The organism is Micromonospora sonneratiae (assembly GCF_042679305.1).
GTDB classification, from domain to species: domain Bacteria; phylum Actinomycetota; class Actinomycetes; order Mycobacteriales; family Micromonosporaceae; genus Micromonospora_H; species Micromonospora_H sonneratiae.
Genome location: NZ_JBHTMP010000010.1, coordinates 72,900 through 88,578 on the forward strand (window position 1 = coordinate 72,900; position 15,679 = coordinate 88,578).

The window sequence follows — 15,679 nt, forward strand, 5'->3', positions numbered from 1 at the left end:
ACGCTAGCTGTCGAACATTATTGGCCATGGACCGTCGCCCCGCGCCCGGTTGTCAGGCCGGACGAGGAATGCCACCCCCCGCAGGAGAGCGTCGTGCCCAAGTCTCAGGTCCGTAAGAAGAAGGTGTACACCCCGCCGACGGATGTCCGCCCGACGGCGACTGCGGCAACGCGTAAGCCTAGCCCCATCTGGGTGCCGATCGCCGCCGTCTCGTTGATCGTCTTCGGCATCGGCTGGCTGGTGGTCTATTACCTGTCCGAGACCGCCTACCCGGTCGCGACCTGGCAGTACTGGAACCTCGCCGTCGGATTCGGAGCGATGGTCGCATCGCTGATCCTGCTGTCCCGCTGGCGTTGACCCGTTCCTCCGGCGTCGTCCGACCCGTCCGTCGGGGTCGTCGACCGACCCGCCGACGTTGACAGCGGCTTCGCGGGATGTCAAAACTGATCTAGCCCGTACCGGCTCGGCGACGTGACCGCAGAGCCGGTGCTCAGGGCTATGTTCGACGCAACCAAGGCTGTTCGAGGGGCAGTGTGACGTAGCTGCGACGTTAGTCACGTTACTGATCGGTAACCTAGCGCGTAGGCTGCACCCAACGACCGGTGCCGCCGGTCACCCAGCCGCTCGCCCCGCAGATCGGGAGGCCAACGCATGGGCAGCCTACAGATTGTCACCACGGTCCTCGCGGCCGCCATCACCGCAGTCGCGGTGTGGCTGGCGGTGCGGGCCGTCCTGCGTATGGTGGCGGTCGTCCGTCAGGGCCAGCCCGACCCGGAGCGCTTCAACGACAAGGGCACCCGGACGAAGACGATGCTGACCGAGACCGTCGGTCACACCCGGATGCTGCGGTGGAGCGTCGTCGGCGCGGCGCACTGGTTCGTGATGATCGGCTTCATCGTGCTGTCCACGCTGGTGCTCGAGGCGTACTTCGAGGTGGTCAGCCCGACCGCCGGACTGCCGCTGATCGGCCACTGGGTCGTCTTCGGGCTGGTCACCGAGATCATCGGGGTGCTGGGCACAGTCGGCATTCTGGTGCTGATCGGGATCCGCCTGGCCAACCGGCCGGCCAACCCCAACCGGCGGTCACGCTTCACCGGGTCGACCATGTGGCAGGGCTACTTCGTCGAGGCCGTGGTGCTGGCCGTACTGGTCTTCGGTTTCGTGATCCGGGGCTTCAAGGTCGCGACCGACCACTTCGAGTACCCGCTCTGGGCCACCCCGGTCAGCCACGCCGTCGGCGCGGTGCTGCCGGCCTGGGAGGGCGGGATCAGCGTCGCCGCCCTCATCAAGATCTGCATCTCGATGACCTGGCTGATCGTCATCGCGCTGAACGTGACGATGGGCGTCGCCTGGCACCGGTTCTCCGCCTTCCCCAACATCTTCTTCAAGCGCAACCCGGGCCAACCCGGCTCCGGCCTCGGCGCCCTCCGGCCGATGATGAGCGACGGCAAGCCGCTCGACTTCGAGGAGGCCGACCCGGAGAAGGACCAGTTCGGCGTCGCCCAGGTCGAGCAGTTCACCTGGAAGGGCCTGCTCGACTTCACCACCTGCACCGAGTGCGGCCGGTGCCAGTCGCAGTGCCCCGCCTGGAACACCGGCAAGCCGCTCTCGCCGAAGCTGCTGGTGCTGTCGCTGCGCGACCACGCGTACGCCAAGGCCCCCTACCTCCTGGCCGGGGGCGGCAAGGACCTCACCGGCGAGGAGAAGGCCACCGCCGCCCAACTCGCCCACGTGGACGTACTCGCCCTAGCCGAGGCCGACCGACCGCTGATCGGTGGGGCCGAGGAGGGCGGCATCATCGACCCGGACGTGCTCTGGTCCTGCACCACCTGTGGTGCCTGCGTCGAGCAGTGCCCGGTCGACATCGAGCACATCGACCACATCGTCGACATGCGTCGCTACCAGGTGCTGATCGAGTCGAGCTTCCCGTCCGAGGCCGGCGTGATGCTGCGCAACCTGGAGAACAAGGGCAACCCGTGGGGCGCGCCGCCCAACACCCGGGAGGACTGGACCAAGGGGCTGGACTTCGAGGTGCCCCGGGTCGGCGAGGTCGAGGACTTCGAGTACCTCTTCTGGGTCGGCTGCGCCGGGGCCTTCGAGGACCGGGCGAAGAAGACCACCCGGGCGGTGGCCACTCTGCTGCACGAGGCCGGAGTCGACTTCGCCATCCTCGGTGAGGGCGAGACCTGCACCGGTGACCCGGCCCGGCGACTCGGCAACGAGTTCGTCTTCCAGATGCTGGCCCAGCAGAACGTGGAGACCCTCAACGAGGCGTTCGGCGACCGTGAACCGGCCAAGCGCAAGATCGTCGCTACCTGCCCGCACTGCTTCAACACGCTGGGCAACGAGTACGGCCAGGTCGGCGGCCACTTCGAGGTCGTACACCACACCCAGTTGCTGGCCCACCTGGTCGCCACCGGCAAACTCACCCCGGTCCAGCCGATCGACGGCGGCGTCACCTACCACGACCCGTGCTACCTGGGTCGGCACAACCGGGTCTTCTCCCCGCCCCGCGAGGTGCTCGACAGCGCGACGCAGGGCGTGACCGAGATGCCGCGTAACAGCGAGCGCTCCTTCTGCTGCGGTGCCGGCGGTGCCCGGATGTGGATGGAGGAGCGGATCGGCAAGCGGATCAACGTCGACCGGGTCGAGGAGGCGCTCTCCACCGGAGCGAAGACCATCGCGGTGGGTTGCCCGTTCTGCACCACGATGCTCAGCGACGGCGTCACCGGCAAGGGCGTCGCCGAAGAGGTCGAGGTGATCGACGTGGCGACCGTACTGCTCCGCTCGGTCAAGCCCGAGGCGCAGAGCCAGCCCGAGGCGGCCACCACCGCCTAGGGCCGGGGTCGAGTCGACATCGAAGCCTGGCTGGCCTGAGGGTTCTCGGGCGAATACTCGGCTGCGGGTGACGCTGCCTCGACCTAGACTCCGTCGGCGGGCCGCTGGCACCCTGTCGGCAGTGGTCGCACCGGACCGAATGGCAGCGACAGCCGTCTCGATCTCGAAGGTCAACCGATCGGAGATGAGCAGCAGAATGACCTGTGAACTCTTTGCGGTCAGCTTCGACGCGAGCCAACCTCAACGTCTCGCCCGGTTCTGGTTCGGGGTCCTGGACTGGCAGCTGATCGACGATCCGGACGGTGCCGCACTCCTGCCCAGTGACGACACCGGGTTCCGGATCCGCTTTCTGCCGACGCAACGGCAGAAGGTCGGGCAGAACCGGATGCACTTCGATCTGACGAGTACCTCCCTGGAGGGCCAGCAGCAGACGGTGGCCAGGGCGCTGGAACTTGGTGCCCGGCACATCGACATCGGCCAAGATCCTGACGATGGCCATGTGGTGCTTGCCGACCCCGAAGGCAACGAGTTCTGCGTCATCGAGCCGGGCAACAACTTTCTTGCCGACTGTGGATTCATCGGAGCGCTGGCCTGCGACGGTTCCCAGGAGGTCGGATACTTCTGGAGCGCGGCGCTGGGGTGGCCGCTGGTCTGGGACCAGGACCAGGAGACCGCGATCCGGTCGCCGTTCGGCGGTCCGAAGATCACCTGGGGCGGTCCACCCCTGATGCCGAATACGGGCAAGCAGCGACTGCACTTCGACCTCACTCCATCTGCCGACAGCGATCAGCAGACCGAGGTCGACCGGCTGCTCTCCCTCGGGGCGACCCGAATCGGCATCGGCCAGGGTGAGGTCGGCTGGGTGGTGCTGGCCGATCCCGATGGCAACGAGTTCTGTGTGTTGACGTCCCACTAGCGCGGCAGGCCGGGTCCTGCGGATCATGGGTGTGCTGACGGGCCGGCCACGCCACCTAAGACAGCGGAGCGTTGCGCCCAGGCGTGATCAGCGACAAGCGGTCAGCAAGATCCGGATAAACCGGGCCGGATGGGTCCTGACGTAGCGTGCGACCGGGTACCGGGCCCGGATGGGTGCGGAAAACCACACCCGCTGACGGCGGGGTCCCCCATGGTCGCCGGAGCGGACCGGCCCTAGCGTCGGTGCCATGATGACTGTCCGGACGAGAATGCCCCGATACCGGCCGGCTCGGCTGACATGAAGATGCTGCACGCCTGGCTCCGTGCGCTCTACCGGATCTGCGAACCGATCAGGGTGTTCACCCTGGCGGCCGGGGTCGCGTTGGGGGCGGCCACCGCGCTGGTCGGCCTGCTGTACCTCGCCGTAGCGGCGCTGGCGTACGCCGTCCTGGGATTCGTGCCACGGGTGCGGCAGCGGATCACCGGGGTTGCCCGCCGACTCGCCGAGTACGACCGGCGCCGGGTCGAACGGTTCCTGGGCGGGGCTCCGGCCGGCGTGGTCACCGACGCCCGGGCGGTGGGCTACCTCGCCGTCCGGGTGCCGCTCGGTGCGCTCGGCGGGACGGTGCTGCTGCTCCTGCTGTACGGCGCGCTGACGGGGTTCGCCGTCGTCGTCGGCTGGATCGTGGGCCGACCGGTCGACGACATCGAAGCCACTCCGTTCATTGTGGTGTACTTCGCGATCCTCGGTGTGGTGCTGCTCTTCCTCGCCGTACAGGGGATCGTCGGGGTGGCCGCGCTCGATCGCCGGCTCACCCGGGCGCTGCTCGGGCCGACCGAGAAGGCGCACTACGAACAGCGCATCGCCGTACTGTCGGCGGCCCGGGCCGAGATCGTCGCCGCCGTCGACGCCGAACGCCGCCGCATCGAACGGGACCTGCACGACGGGGTGCAACAGCGGCTCGTCGCCCTCGGCATGCTGCTCGGCCGGGCCCGTCGTGCCACCGACCCGGTGAAGGCGGACGACCTGCTCCGGCAGGCGCACGAGGAGTCCGCCGGGGTACTGGCCGAACTGCGCGAGGTCGCCTGGCGGGTTTATCCGTCGGCGCTGGATGACGGGGGTCTACCCGCCGCGCTGGAGATCGTCGCCGAGCGGTCCCCGGTGCCGGTACGGGTGGCGTTGGACGTGCCGGTCCGGCCCGACCCGGCGGTCGAGACGGTTGCCTACTTCGTGGTCTGTGAGGCGGTCACCAACGCCGCCAAGCACTCCCGGGCGAGCCGGGTGGAGGTCGGGGTGGCCTGCCTCGGCGACGTCGTACACGTGCGGATCCAGGACGATGGGGTGGGCGGGGCCGATCCGACCGGTGGCGGCCTGGCCGGCCTGCATCGGCGGGTCACCGCCCTCGACGGGCAACTCCATGTCCACAGCCCGGTCGGCGGACCGACCACGATCACCGCGGAGCTGCCATGCGCCTGATCCTCGCCGAAGACTCGGCCCTGCTGCGCGAGGGACTGGTTCGGTTGCTCACCGACGAGGGCCACGAGGTGCTGGCCGCCGTGGGTGACGCCGAACAACTGCTGGCCGCCGTCGCCGCCACCCCACCCGATCTCATCGTCGTCGACGTACGGATGCCGCCCACCCACACCGACGAGGGTCTGCGGGCCGCGTTGGAGATCCGGCGACGCTGGCCCGACGTCGGGGTGCTGGTGCTGTCCCAGTACGTCGAGAAGCGCTACGCCGCCGAACTGCTCGGTGGCACCGCCAGCGGGGTGGGATACCTGCTGAAGGACCGGGTGGTCCAGGTCGGGGAGTTCCTGGACGCGCTGGACCGGGTGGCCGCGGGCGGTGCCGCCTTCGACCCGGAGGTGGTACGCCAACTGCTTGCCCGTACGACGCGGGTGGACCCGCTGGCGGCCCTCACACCCCGGGAACGGGACGTGCTGGAACACATGGCACAGGGATGCACCAACGCGCACATCGCGGCGAAGTTGCACGTGTCGCAGAGTGCGGTCGAGAAGCACGTGAACGCCATCTTCGACAAGCTCGACCTGGCCCACGTCACCGGCTACAGCCGTCGGGTGCTCGCCGTGCTGCGCTACCTCGGCACCTGACGAGCCACCGGGGGCGGTTGGGTTGCCGTGGCCCGGAAACTGGTACTCGTGTCGATGCGTTCCGTCGTGGAACAATCGGCCCGAGGTGAACCGATCATCGACGGCTTGCTATTGACCACCGTATTGCCCCTTGTCGGCTTCGTCCTGCTGACCGGCGGCAACGCCTTCTTCGTGGCGGCCGAGTTCGCGCTGGTGACCGTCGACCGGGCGGAGATCGAGCAACGGGCGGGCAGCGGTGACCGCCGGGCGCGGACGGTCCGCGACGCGCTACGGGAGCTGTCGTTCCAGCTCTCCGGCGCGCAACTCGGCATCACCATCACCGCCCTGCTCACCGGCTATCTGGCCGAGCCGGCGCTGGCCAAGATCTTCGCCCCGGTGATCCGCCCGATCACCGGAGCCGCCACCGACAAGGTCACCCCGCTGCTGGCCCTGGCGTTGGCCACCCTGCTGTCGATGCTCTTCGGTGAACTCGTACCGAAGAACGCGGCGCTGGCCCGGCCGATGCCTACCGCGCTGGCCACCGCGGCACCCATGCGGGCCTTCTCCGCAGCGCTCGGCTGGCTCATCCGGGGTCTCAACAACTCAGCCAACTGGCTGGTCCGGAGGTTCGGGATCGAACCACAGGAGGAGCTGGCCAGCGCCCGGTCCCCGGACGAGCTGGGCCTGCTGGCCGCGATCTCCGCCCGGGCAGGTGCCCTGCCACCGGACACCGCCCGACTGCTCCAACGGACGATCCGGTTCGGTGACAAGCGGGCCGCCGAGGCGATGACCCCACGGGTGGACGTGGTGGCGTTGCGGTCCGGTGCCACGGTCGCCGAACTGCTGACCCTCGCCCAGGAGACCGGCCGCACCCGCTTTCCGGTGTACGAGGAGACCGTGGACCTGGTCACCGGAGTGGTCGGCGTGCCCGACGCGCTCGGCGTACCGCTGAACCGGCGATCGACCACGACGGTGGCCTCGGTGGCCCGCGAGCCGGTCTACGTGCCGGAGAGCCTGGATCTGGACGGGGTCCTGGCGGCACTGCGCGCGGCCGGCGCGGACCTGGCGATCGTGGTCGACGAGTACGGCGGCACCGACGGAGTGGTGACCGTCGAGGACCTGGTCGAGGAACTGGTCGGGGAGATCACCGACGAGTTCGACCCGAATCCGGTGGCCGACAGTGAACGGATGGAGCTGACCGCGCCGGGCGGTGAACGGACCGTCCTGGTCGACGGCGTGCTCCGGGCGGACGAACTGGCCGAGTGGACCGGATTCCGGCTACCCGACGGGCCGTACGAGACCCTGGCCGGCTTCCTGCTGGCCCGGCTCGGACACATTCCGGTCGCCGGGGAACTGGTGGTCGAGGAAGGGTACGAGTTCACCGTGGTGGAGGTGGAACGGCACCGGATCGAGCAGGTGCGGGTGGTCCGGCCGACCGATCCCGGCGGGACCACATGACCGAGCTGCTCGTCACGGTCCTGCTGTTGCTCGGTAACGCGTTCTTCGTGGGCAGCGAGTTCGCCCTGATCGCGTCCCGCCGTACGGTGATCGAGCCATTGGCGGCGACGTCCAAACGCGCCCGGTGGGCACTGTCGGCGATGAACCAGATCCCGCTCATGATCGCCGGAGCGCAGCTCGGCATCACCATCTGCTCACTGGGCCTGGGGGCGATCGCCGAGCCGGCCCTGGCCCACCTGCTGGAAGAGCCGTTCCGCGCCCTGGGGGTGCCACAGCGGGCGGTGCACCCGGTCGCCTTCGTACTCGCCCTGGGGCTCGTCGTCTTCCTGCACACGGTGGTCGGCGAGATGGTGCCGAAGAACATCACCCTGGCCGGACCGGAGCCGTCCGCGCTCTGGCTCGGTCCGGCGATGCTGGCCTTCTGCCTGGCGACCAAGCCGCTGCTGCTGGCGATGAAGTGGGCGTCCCGGCGCGTACTGCGGCTGTGGCGGATCGAGGCGACCGACGCGGTCAAGACGGTCTTCACCGCCGACGAGATGGTCGGCCTGGTCGCCCAGGCCCGCACCGAGGGGCTGCTCGGTTCGGAGGAGCATGCCCGGATCACCAACGCGTTGGCGCTGCACCGGCGGACCGCGGCGGACGCGTTGCGACCGTGGGCGGTGGTGACGACAGTCGCCGAGGACGTCTCACCGGCGCTACTGGAGGTGCTGTCCACCCGTACCGGTCGGTCCCGGTTTCCGGTCGTGCAACGGTCCAGCCGTCGGGTGCTGGGCTTCGTGCACGTCAAGGACATCCTCGGTTACCGGGGACCGGGCCGGCTGGCCCCACTGCCGGCCGGGTTGATCCGCCCGCTGGCCGTGGTGCCGCCGGAGCGTACGCTGGCCGACCTGTTGCTGGTGATGCGCCGGGAACGCTGGCACATGGTGTTGATTAGTGACGGACGTTCGCCGTTGGGTGTGGTAACCCTTGATGATGTGCTCACCGCGGTGGTCGGCAATTCGACCGAGCCGGCTGTGTCGGTGTCGGTACCGACAGTCGCGGATTCGAGTTGAGTCGGATCAGCGGAGTTGACGCCTATCTTGATTCGTCGAGAATCCTTCCCTAATGTGGGGCACCGACCGTTTGCGGGTAGTCGACCTCCCACTTCCCCTTTCAAAGGCGCCCCGGCGGTCGGTCACAAAGGAGTCGCGCCGGTGGCAAGTCGGCCATCCCATTCTCGTACGCCGGAGCAGCCCCATATCCCTCGCAGCGGGATGCGCCGTGCCTTCCATCGCCTGGTGGCCATTGCTGCCGCAGTGTGTGTCGGGCTGGTGCCCGCCGCGCAGGCACAGGCCGCGCCCACCGCGGAGGAAATCGAAGCGCAGATCGACAAGCAGTGGGAACAGCTTGAGCCGGTCATCGAGCAATACAACAAGGTGCGCGTCGACCTGAAGAACAACAAGAAGAAGGCGGAGGATCTGGAGAAGCGGATCCAGCCACTTTCGCAGGAAGTCGATCATGCGCTGGATCAGGTCGGCGTCCTGGCGGTCAAGTTCTACAAGACCGGTCCGTCGGGCAACCTGAACGCCCTGCTGGCCAGTGGGAAGCCGTCCACCCTGACGGACCAGCTCACCTATCTCAGTCGGCTCGCCGAGCACGAACGGCAGCAGGTTGCCGGCGTGATGGCGGTCCGTGACCAGTACGCCGCCGAGAAGGCCCGGCTCGATACGCTGATCGCCCAGTTGACCAGGCAGGAAGCCGAACTGGCCGCCAAGAAGAAGCAGATCGACGCGGAGATCAAGCGGCTTGAGGCGGCCATGCCGAAGACGACCGTCAAGGTCGCCAACTGCCCGACGATCAACGGGATCGAGGGCGACGGTGCCCGGATCGCGATCCAGACCGCCTGCGCCCAGGTGGGCAAGCCGTACGTGTGGGGAGCCGCCGGGCCCAACTCGTTCGACTGCTCCGGACTCACCCAGTACGCCTGGGGCAAGGCCGGAGTGTACCTACCACACTTCACCGGTGACCAGTGGAAGAAGGGAACCCGGGTCAGCGCCTCGGCGGCCAAACCGGGCGACCTTGTCTTCTTCTTCGACGACCTGCACCACGTCGGCCTCTACATCGGTAACGGGCTGATGGTGCACGCGCCCCGAGCCGGCAAACCGGTCCAGGTGACGCCGGTGCGGTACATGCCGGTGGCGGGGTACCGCCATCTGTAGCTGAGGTGTGTCAGGAAGGGCCTCTTGCCATCGCTACTTGGCTGGCAAGGGGCCCTTCCTGACGTGTGGGACGCAGGTCAGCGGGGTGCGCCGACCGGGGACGGCAGGATCAGTACATCGTCGAGGTTGACGAACATGATCCGGTGCCCGAACTGGATCTGGACGTACCGGTTGTCGCCCCGTACCACCGTGAAGTCGCCGGGGGACGTACCGGCGAACGTCGTCGCCCGGTAGTACTCGCCGGGCAGCACGTCACCGACGGCGTACCGCTGACCGGCGGAGAGCGTGTACTGCAACGGAGAGATCGGCTGGTACGGCACACCGGCCGGGTAGGCGGCCTGCTCCGGGTACGCCCGCCCGTAGACCGGGATGGTCGCCCTGCCGGGCTTCGGCGTCACCACGAAACCGACCGACCACTTGGCGGTGGGAGCCGACGCCGGGTTGTGGAACCACGCCTTCTGACCGAGGTACCAGATCGCCGTCCAGTCACCCTGCCGGTCGGCGATGGCGTACGTCTGACCGGCCGAGCCCCGGGCGCCGTGGTCGGAGATCTGCATGGTGTTCGGGGTGCCGTCGGGCCGTAGCGCGATGTCGTTGACCAGCGGTGCGTCCGGGCTGGGTGCGCTGCGCAGGATCACCGACGAGGAGCCACGCGACGGGCACGGCTCGGTCGGCGGGGCCGGCGGCGACTTGGCGCAGCCGTAGAAGTTCGGCCGGTTGGTGGCGAAGTCCGGGTCCAGGGTGACCAGCCCGGTGTGCGGGGTGCCGGTGCCCCGGATGGGGGCCTTCAGCAGGTCGAGGTAGTGCGACCAGTTCCAGTACGGACCCGGGTCCCAGTGCATGCCCCGGACGGTGCCGGCGACGGTGCCGGGGACGTTGTCGTGCCCGATGATGTGCTGCCGGTCCAGCGGAATGTCGAACTTCTGGGCGAGGTAGCGAACCAGCTTCGCCGAGCTGCGGTACATCGCCTCGGTGTACCAGGTGCCCTGGGCGGCGAAGCCCTCGTGTTCGATGCCGATCGCCTTGGCGTTGACGTACCAGTTGCCGGCGTGCCAGCCGACGTTCTTGGCCTTGAGGTGCTGGGCGGTGTGGCCGTCGCGCGAGCGCATCGTGTAGTGCCAGCTCACCCATTCGGGGTCCTGCGCCAGCCGGGTGGTGCTGTCGAAGTAGCCCTCGGCGTCGTGGATGACGATGTACTCGATCTTCTGCTGGGCGGGTCGGTCGCCCAGGTCGTGGTTGCCGTAGTTGCCCGGGTCGGAGCCGTCGCCGAGCAGTTGGTAGGGGGCCGGGAGCCACTCACAGGAGATCGTGGTCGGGCATTCGAGCCCGTCCGGGCGCTCGGGCTTGCGCAGGCCGAGCCGGTCCAGCCAGGACCGGGCCGGGGCGAGCCCGGGGTGCGCGGCGAGGCTGACCCGGTGCCCGTCGTCGGTGACCCGACTTGTCCCCGTACGGATGGTGTCGTACACCTCGTCGGCGAAGACCGCGGCGGCTTCGGTGGTGTCCGCACCGGAGTACCGGGCCACCGCGCCGTACCAGGCCGCAGGGTCGCTGGTGCTTCCCGTCGGTCCGGCCAGGGCCTTCTGGTACGACGACAGCAGCGCTGCGCCGCCCCGGATGTTCGCCTCGGCGTCGGACCGCAGCGACTCCTCGCCGGTGCCGGTGAGCGTGGCGGCGGCGTCCAACGTCTGTAGTGCCGTGCTGCTGGGCGCGCCGACGCTGGGGTGCTGTGCGGTCAGCCTGGGCCGGGAGTCGTCACCCCGGGGGTCCTCGTCCTCGGAGTGGTGATGGCCGTTCGCGGGCAGGCCGGTCACGTACCGGGCGTCGGTGAGGTGCATCGGGCCGTACCCGCCGCCGGTGCTCGGGGTACCGGCGTTGGTGTCCCAACGGGACTGCAGGTAGGAGACGCCGAGCAGGACGCTCTCGGGTACGCCGTACTCGGCGGCGGCTGCCGCGTACTCCTGTTGGCGGGGGCTTGCGGTCGGGGTCGCGGCAGCGGGACCAGCCGGCACCACCACCGTTGCGGCCCCCACCACGACGGTGCTGAGCAGTATTCGCCGGCCTACCGGCACTTTCGGACGGTGCATCGAACCTCCATTCGGTGGATCGTTCTGGCCGTCACCCTCACCCCACACAGGTGCATCCGTCAATAGGTGCCGCAATCTATGGGTGAGTTGCAAGAAACTTTCAGATAGCGAACAGTCCGTGACCAGGGAGTGCACGTAGCGAAGTAGATGTGGTCGCGGGGTTGCGGCCGATGTGCGAAGCTCCCTAGTGTTGAGGATCGTCGAGACGGCGGCAGTTCGCCTAACCGGGGCGGCACCGGCTCGATACCGCCGAATCGTTGTCTGCGCATGAATGAGCCGGGGACCCAGGGCAACACCGGGGTGAATCCGCGATCACGCGGTAGGGCGCATCTCTTCCCGCCCGAACCCGTCAGCTAACCCGGTAGGCGGTAAGGAAGAAGGAGTACGGACGCCCGGTGGCACCTCAAGCCTCCCGGCTACGGCCCGCATCGTCGGCGCACGCCGACGCAACGGCGGCGAAGCCGCGTAACCGCTGGTCCCCCCTCACTGCCGCCCTGGCCGCGATCGTCGGCGTCGCCGTGGTGCTCGTCGGCTCGACGCCGGCGATCGCCGAGCCGTCGGTGACCGAGATCGAACGGCAGATCGACGAGGCGTGGGAGAAGCTCGAACCGATCATCGAGAAGCACAACGCCACCCGGCAGGACCTGGCTGCGAAGAAGAAGCAGGCCGATGCGCTGGGCAGGAAGATCCAGCCGCTGGAAGTCCAGATCGAAGCCGCACTGGGCAAGGTCGGGCAGATCGCCGTACAGGCGTACAAGGGCAACGAGGTCTCCGCGCTCAACGCGATCCTGACCAGTGGTACGCCGACCACCCTGATGGACCAGCTCGGCCTGCTCGACCAGATCGCCCGGGGACAGCAGCGGGACATCCAGGCGGTGGTCGACCTCAGGAACAGCTACGCGGCGCAGAAGGGTCCGCTGGATGTGCTGGTGGCACAGCTCACCCGCACCGAGGCCGAGTTGGCTGCGAAGAAGAAGGAGATCGACGCCGAGGTCACCCGGCTGCAGAAGCTGCGGCTGATCGCGTACGGAAACGGCGCCGGCGGTGCCCTCCGACCGGCACCGTGCCCGTTGGTCTACCCGGGCGGTGCCGTCGGTAAGGTCGTCAAGTTCGCCTGCGCCCAGATCGGCAAGAAGTACCAGTGGGGATCCGACGGCCCGAACACGTTCGACTGCTCCGGCCTGACGATGCGGGCCTGGGAACAGGCCGGCGTCTCCCTGCCGCACAACGCAGCCCGGCAGCGGGCGACGATCCCCAGCGTCAGCCGAGCCAACCTCAAAGCCGGTGACCTGGTCTTCTACAACAACCTGGCGCACGTCGGCATCTACGTCGGCGACGGCTGGATAGTGCACGCCCCGCAGACCGGCGACTGGGTCAGGATGCGCAAGGTCGACGTCGGCAACATCCACAGCTACGGCCGGCCCGGCTGATCCGGGCCAGCCCGCTCCGATCGTGGATCAGGCCCCTTCCGTCGCTCGTCGCGGCCGGAAGGGGCCTGATCCGTTGGCGGGTGGGTGTCGCCTTCGCGGGTGGGCTGTCGGTCTGGCAGGTAGGGTCGCCCTACCGGGCCGCAGGCGGCAGGACCCTCAGCGGGTCGGCCAGGTACGCCAGTTGCGCCAGGACCGGCTCGGCGTCGGTCCGCGTTGCCCCTGGTAGCGCGATCCGTACACCTCCGAGCCGTACGGGTGCTCCGCCGGCGACGAGAGTCGGAAGATGCACAACTGGCCGATCTTCATCCCCGGCCAGAGGGTGATCGGCAGGTTGGCGACGTTGGACAGCTCCAGCGTGACGTGGCCGGAGAAGCCGGGGTCGATGAACCCTGCGGTCGAGTGGGTGAGCAGGCCCAGCCGGCCGAGGCTCGACTTGCCTTCCAGGCGGCCGGCAAGCTGGTCACCGAGGGAGATCACCTCCAGCGTGGAGGCCAGTACGAACTCGCCGGGGTGCAACACGAACGGCTCGCCGTCCGGGACGTCGACCACCGAGGTCAGGTCGTCCTGTTGCCGGGACGGGTCGATGTGCGTGTAGAGATGGTTGTTGAACACCCGGAACAGCCGATCGAGGCGTACGTCGATGCTGGACGGCTGAATCAGCGCCGGCTCGAACGGATCCAGCGCCAGGGCGCCCGCCTTGATCTCGGTGACGAGGTCACGGTCGGAGAGCAGCATCGTGTCACCTTAGCGACTCCCCAGCTGACGACCTGTGTCGCACTACCGATCTCGAACATGTGTTCGATAGAATCGTCGCATGGCTTCCTGGTCCGAATTCGCCGCCGACGATCCCCGACTCGCCGAGGCGATCCGAGCTCTCATGCAGCAGTACGGGCCAGGCTTCGGCTATCTGGCAACCGTGCGAGCCGACGGTGGCCCTAGGGTGCACCCGGTCTCCCCGGTGATCACCGACGACGGGCTCTACTGTTTCATCATCGACTCGCCGAAACGGCGTGACCTCGAACGCGACGGACGTTACGCGTTGCACTCGTTCCCGCCCGAGGAGAGCGACGACGAGGCGTACGTCGCCGGGCGCGCCCGGCCGGTGACCGACCAGGCCAAGGTGGCTCGGCTGGCTGACACACTACGGGCCGGGTCGCATGTGGACTGGCGCCTGTTCGAGTTCACCGTCGACGTGGCGATGCTGTCCCGGCATGGTCACGCCGAGCGTCCCGCCGTGCAGGTGTGGCTCGACCCGGCCGGTGCCGCCAGTCGCCCGAGTTCCGCCGGCACGCTGACCCGACGCATTCGTGGTTCCTGGCGGCACGCCGCTGTGGAACACGAACCGGTGCCGGTCCGCTGAACCGGACCGGCACCGTTCTGCCGTGCTTGCTGATTTCGGTTACGGGGCGCGGTAGCTGTTCCAGGCGTTCAGCATCCGGGTCGCCTGCCCGGCGGTGAACTGGTACATGCAGGAGTCGTACGTGTAGTCCATGAAGTTGTTGATCGGGTCCAGCCCCGGGGAGGAGCAGGTGTTCCGCCCGGTCGGGCACTGGTACGCCGGGGACGCCTCGGCCGGCGTGTCGGAAACCTGGTCACCGGAGCCGGAGCAGCCGCCCTGGAAGGTGTGGTACAGGTTCAGCCAGTGGCCGACCTCGTGGGTGCCGGTGTCACCCTGGTTGTAGTTGGTCGCGGTGCCACCCGGCAGCGACTCGTTCAGCACCACGACGCCGTCGTAGCTGTCCAGGTTGTTCTTCGGGAAGGTCGCCCAGCCCAGCAGGCCGTCGCTGAGCTCGCCGAGGTAGATGTTCAGGGTCTCCTTGCCGCCCCGCCGCAGCTGGCTCTTCATCTGACGTTCCGCGGAGGAGCCGTCGACGATCGGGTACCAGGCCGGGTTGGTGACGCGGTTGATGCTCTGCAACTGGAAGGCGAAGGCAGTGGCCGCACCGCCGGTCGACCCGGCGTACGCCTGGTTGAGCACGCTGATCTGCGAATTGATCATCGAGTCGGGGATGTTGCCACCGGCCCGGGTGCTGTTCTCCTGGATCACGTGCACGACCACCGGGATGGTGACCGTGGCCTGGATGGTCGGACCCATGGCAGCCTTGCTGGCCCGGGTACGCATCGCGGCGGCGAAGTCCGCCTCGCGCTCGCTGATCTGAGCGGCGGTCAGGTGGTTGGGGTCGTGCTTGCCGGGCGCGCCTGGCTTGGCCTTGGCGGTCGAGTCGTGGACGTCGACCGGCTCTGCGCACTCGACTTGTGGGCTGCTGCTGGCCATTGCGGCGGTCGGGGCGATGGTTGCCGCCGTCGCGCTGATCAGCAGGGCGAGAGAGGTGGATGCGACTCCGGCTTTGCGCCAGGTCAGCGGGTTGGAACGCAGCCCCATAGGTCTACCTCTTCCTCCCAGCGGCGTGACCGGGGGTATGTCACGCCGGGCTCTTGAACGTGGGGAGGACCGTAACATCTTCATCGATAAACTTGAAGACATGGATTTGTTTCGGAAACGTGAACGGTTGGCAGGCAAAGTGCCGTGGGCCGGTCCTGGTTGGGCAGACATCACCGTCAGGGGCGGGCGGACCGCCTACGTCATGGCCCGGTCCCTCTTCCGATGCGGGCAGCAAGCCGCCGTGAGGGTCGGCCATCACAGCCGGCCGGCCCTCACGGAACC

Annotated in this window: 13 protein-coding genes and 1 riboswitch; of the genes, 10 read left to right on the forward strand and 3 right to left on the reverse strand. The window is 68.4% G+C overall.

Annotated features, from left to right (window positions below; all coding sequences use genetic code 11):
* Positions 1–93: 93 nt before the first annotated feature.
* The 8 genes from ACFQ4H_RS08935 to ACFQ4H_RS08970 all read left to right on the forward strand — a co-directional run bounded on the left by ACFQ4H_RS08935 (position 94) and on the right by ACFQ4H_RS08970 (position 9,500).
* A complete protein-coding gene (locus tag ACFQ4H_RS08935) occupies positions 94–357 on the forward strand; it encodes a cell division protein CrgA (protein ID WP_377569130.1) in 264 nt (87 codons plus the stop codon).
* Between the two features lie 294 nt (positions 358–651).
* The gene (locus tag ACFQ4H_RS08940; protein WP_377569131.1) at positions 652–2,838 is read left to right on the forward strand and encodes a (Fe-S)-binding protein; all 2,187 of its coding nucleotides are present in this window, start codon (positions 652–654) and stop codon (positions 2,836–2,838) included.
* A 184-nt stretch (positions 2,839–3,022) separates the two neighbouring features.
* A complete protein-coding gene (locus tag ACFQ4H_RS08945) occupies positions 3,023–3,754 on the forward strand; it encodes a VOC family protein (protein ID WP_377569133.1) in 732 nt (243 codons plus the stop codon).
* 297 nt (positions 3,755–4,051) lie between these two features.
* A complete protein-coding gene (locus tag ACFQ4H_RS08950; RefSeq protein WP_377569135.1) occupies positions 4,052–5,230 on the forward strand; it encodes a sensor histidine kinase in 1,179 nt (392 codons plus the stop codon).
* Positions 5,221–5,865 carry a response regulator gene (locus tag ACFQ4H_RS08955; RefSeq protein WP_377569137.1) on the forward strand — a complete coding sequence of 215 codons (645 nt, stop codon included), beginning with the start codon at positions 5,221–5,223 and terminating at the stop codon, positions 5,863–5,865. Before ACFQ4H_RS08950 ends, ACFQ4H_RS08955 begins: the two co-directional genes overlap by 10 nt.
* A gap of 96 nt (positions 5,866–5,961) precedes the next feature.
* Positions 5,962–7,302, forward strand: a complete 1,341-nt coding sequence (locus ACFQ4H_RS08960; RefSeq protein WP_377569277.1) for a hemolysin family protein — start codon at positions 5,962–5,964, stop codon at positions 7,300–7,302.
* Positions 7,299–8,354, forward strand: coding sequence for a hemolysin family protein (locus ACFQ4H_RS08965; RefSeq protein ID WP_377569138.1), 1,056 nt, complete (start codon positions 7,299–7,301; stop codon positions 8,352–8,354). The genes ACFQ4H_RS08960 and ACFQ4H_RS08965 overlap by 4 nt, the downstream gene beginning before the upstream one ends.
* A 141-nt stretch (positions 8,355–8,495) precedes the next feature.
* Positions 8,496–9,500, forward strand: a complete 1,005-nt coding sequence (locus ACFQ4H_RS08970) for a C40 family peptidase (RefSeq protein ID WP_377569140.1) — start codon at positions 8,496–8,498, stop codon at positions 9,498–9,500.
* Between the two features lie 77 nt (positions 9,501–9,577).
* Here the strand turns inward: ACFQ4H_RS08970 and ACFQ4H_RS08975 are convergent, their stop codons facing one another.
* Entirely contained in the window at positions 9,578–11,584 is a 2,007-nt protein-coding gene (locus ACFQ4H_RS08975) for an N-acetylmuramoyl-L-alanine amidase (RefSeq protein ID WP_377569142.1), read from the reverse strand.
* Positions 11,585–11,821: 237 nt separating this feature from the next.
* A riboswitch (cyclic di-AMP (ydaO/yuaA leader) is annotated at positions 11,822–11,966 on the forward strand.
* Between the two features lie 13 nt (positions 11,967–11,979).
* Between ACFQ4H_RS08975 and ACFQ4H_RS08980 the strand changes: the two genes are divergently transcribed.
* On the forward strand, positions 11,980–13,014 hold the full coding sequence (locus ACFQ4H_RS08980; protein WP_377569144.1) for a C40 family peptidase: 1,035 nt from the start codon (positions 11,980–11,982) through the stop codon (positions 13,012–13,014).
* Between the two features lie 156 nt (positions 13,015–13,170).
* Here the strand turns inward: ACFQ4H_RS08980 and dcd are convergent, their stop codons facing one another.
* The gene (gene dcd, locus ACFQ4H_RS08985; RefSeq protein ID WP_377569146.1) at positions 13,171–13,749 is read right to left on the reverse strand and encodes a dCTP deaminase; all 579 of its coding nucleotides are present in this window, start codon (positions 13,747–13,749) and stop codon (positions 13,171–13,173) included.
* Between the two features lie 79 nt (positions 13,750–13,828).
* Between dcd and ACFQ4H_RS08990 the strand changes: the two genes are divergently transcribed.
* On the forward strand, positions 13,829–14,374 hold the full coding sequence (locus ACFQ4H_RS08990; protein WP_377569148.1) for a pyridoxamine 5'-phosphate oxidase family protein: 546 nt from the start codon (positions 13,829–13,831) through the stop codon (positions 14,372–14,374).
* 39 nt (positions 14,375–14,413) lie between these two features.
* On the opposite strand, the gene ACFQ4H_RS08995 is transcribed toward ACFQ4H_RS08990, so the two are convergent.
* Positions 14,414–15,397, reverse strand: a complete 984-nt coding sequence (locus ACFQ4H_RS08995; protein WP_377569150.1) for a zinc metalloprotease — start codon at positions 15,395–15,397, stop codon at positions 14,414–14,416.
* Positions 15,398–15,679 lie beyond the last annotated feature (282 nt).

Bases quoted from the DNA above. Each gene is read 5' to 3' on its own strand.
- dcd (WP_377569146.1), bottom strand. From the start codon at position 13,749: ATGCTGCTCTCCGACCGTGACCTCGTCACCGAGATCAAGGCGGGCGCC.
- ACFQ4H_RS08950 (WP_377569135.1), top strand. From the start codon at position 4,052: ATGAAGATGCTGCACGCCTGGCTCCGTGCGCTCTACCGGATCTGCGAA.
- ACFQ4H_RS08955 (WP_377569137.1), top strand. From the start codon at position 5,221: ATGCGCCTGATCCTCGCCGAAGACTCGGCCCTGCTGCGCGAGGGACTG.
- ACFQ4H_RS08965 (WP_377569138.1), top strand. From the start codon at position 7,299: ATGACCGAGCTGCTCGTCACGGTCCTGCTGTTGCTCGGTAACGCGTTC.
- ACFQ4H_RS08995 (WP_377569150.1), bottom strand. From the start codon at position 15,397: ATGGGGCTGCGTTCCAACCCGCTGACCTGGCGCAAAGCCGGAGTCGCA.
- ACFQ4H_RS08940 (WP_377569131.1), top strand. From the start codon at position 652: ATGGGCAGCCTACAGATTGTCACCACGGTCCTCGCGGCCGCCATCACC.
- ACFQ4H_RS08990 (WP_377569148.1), top strand. From the start codon at position 13,829: ATGGCTTCCTGGTCCGAATTCGCCGCCGACGATCCCCGACTCGCCGAG.
- ACFQ4H_RS08945 (WP_377569133.1), top strand. From the start codon at position 3,023: ATGAGCAGCAGAATGACCTGTGAACTCTTTGCGGTCAGCTTCGACGCG.
- ACFQ4H_RS08975 (WP_377569142.1), bottom strand. From the start codon at position 11,584: ATGCACCGTCCGAAAGTGCCGGTAGGCCGGCGAATACTGCTCAGCACC.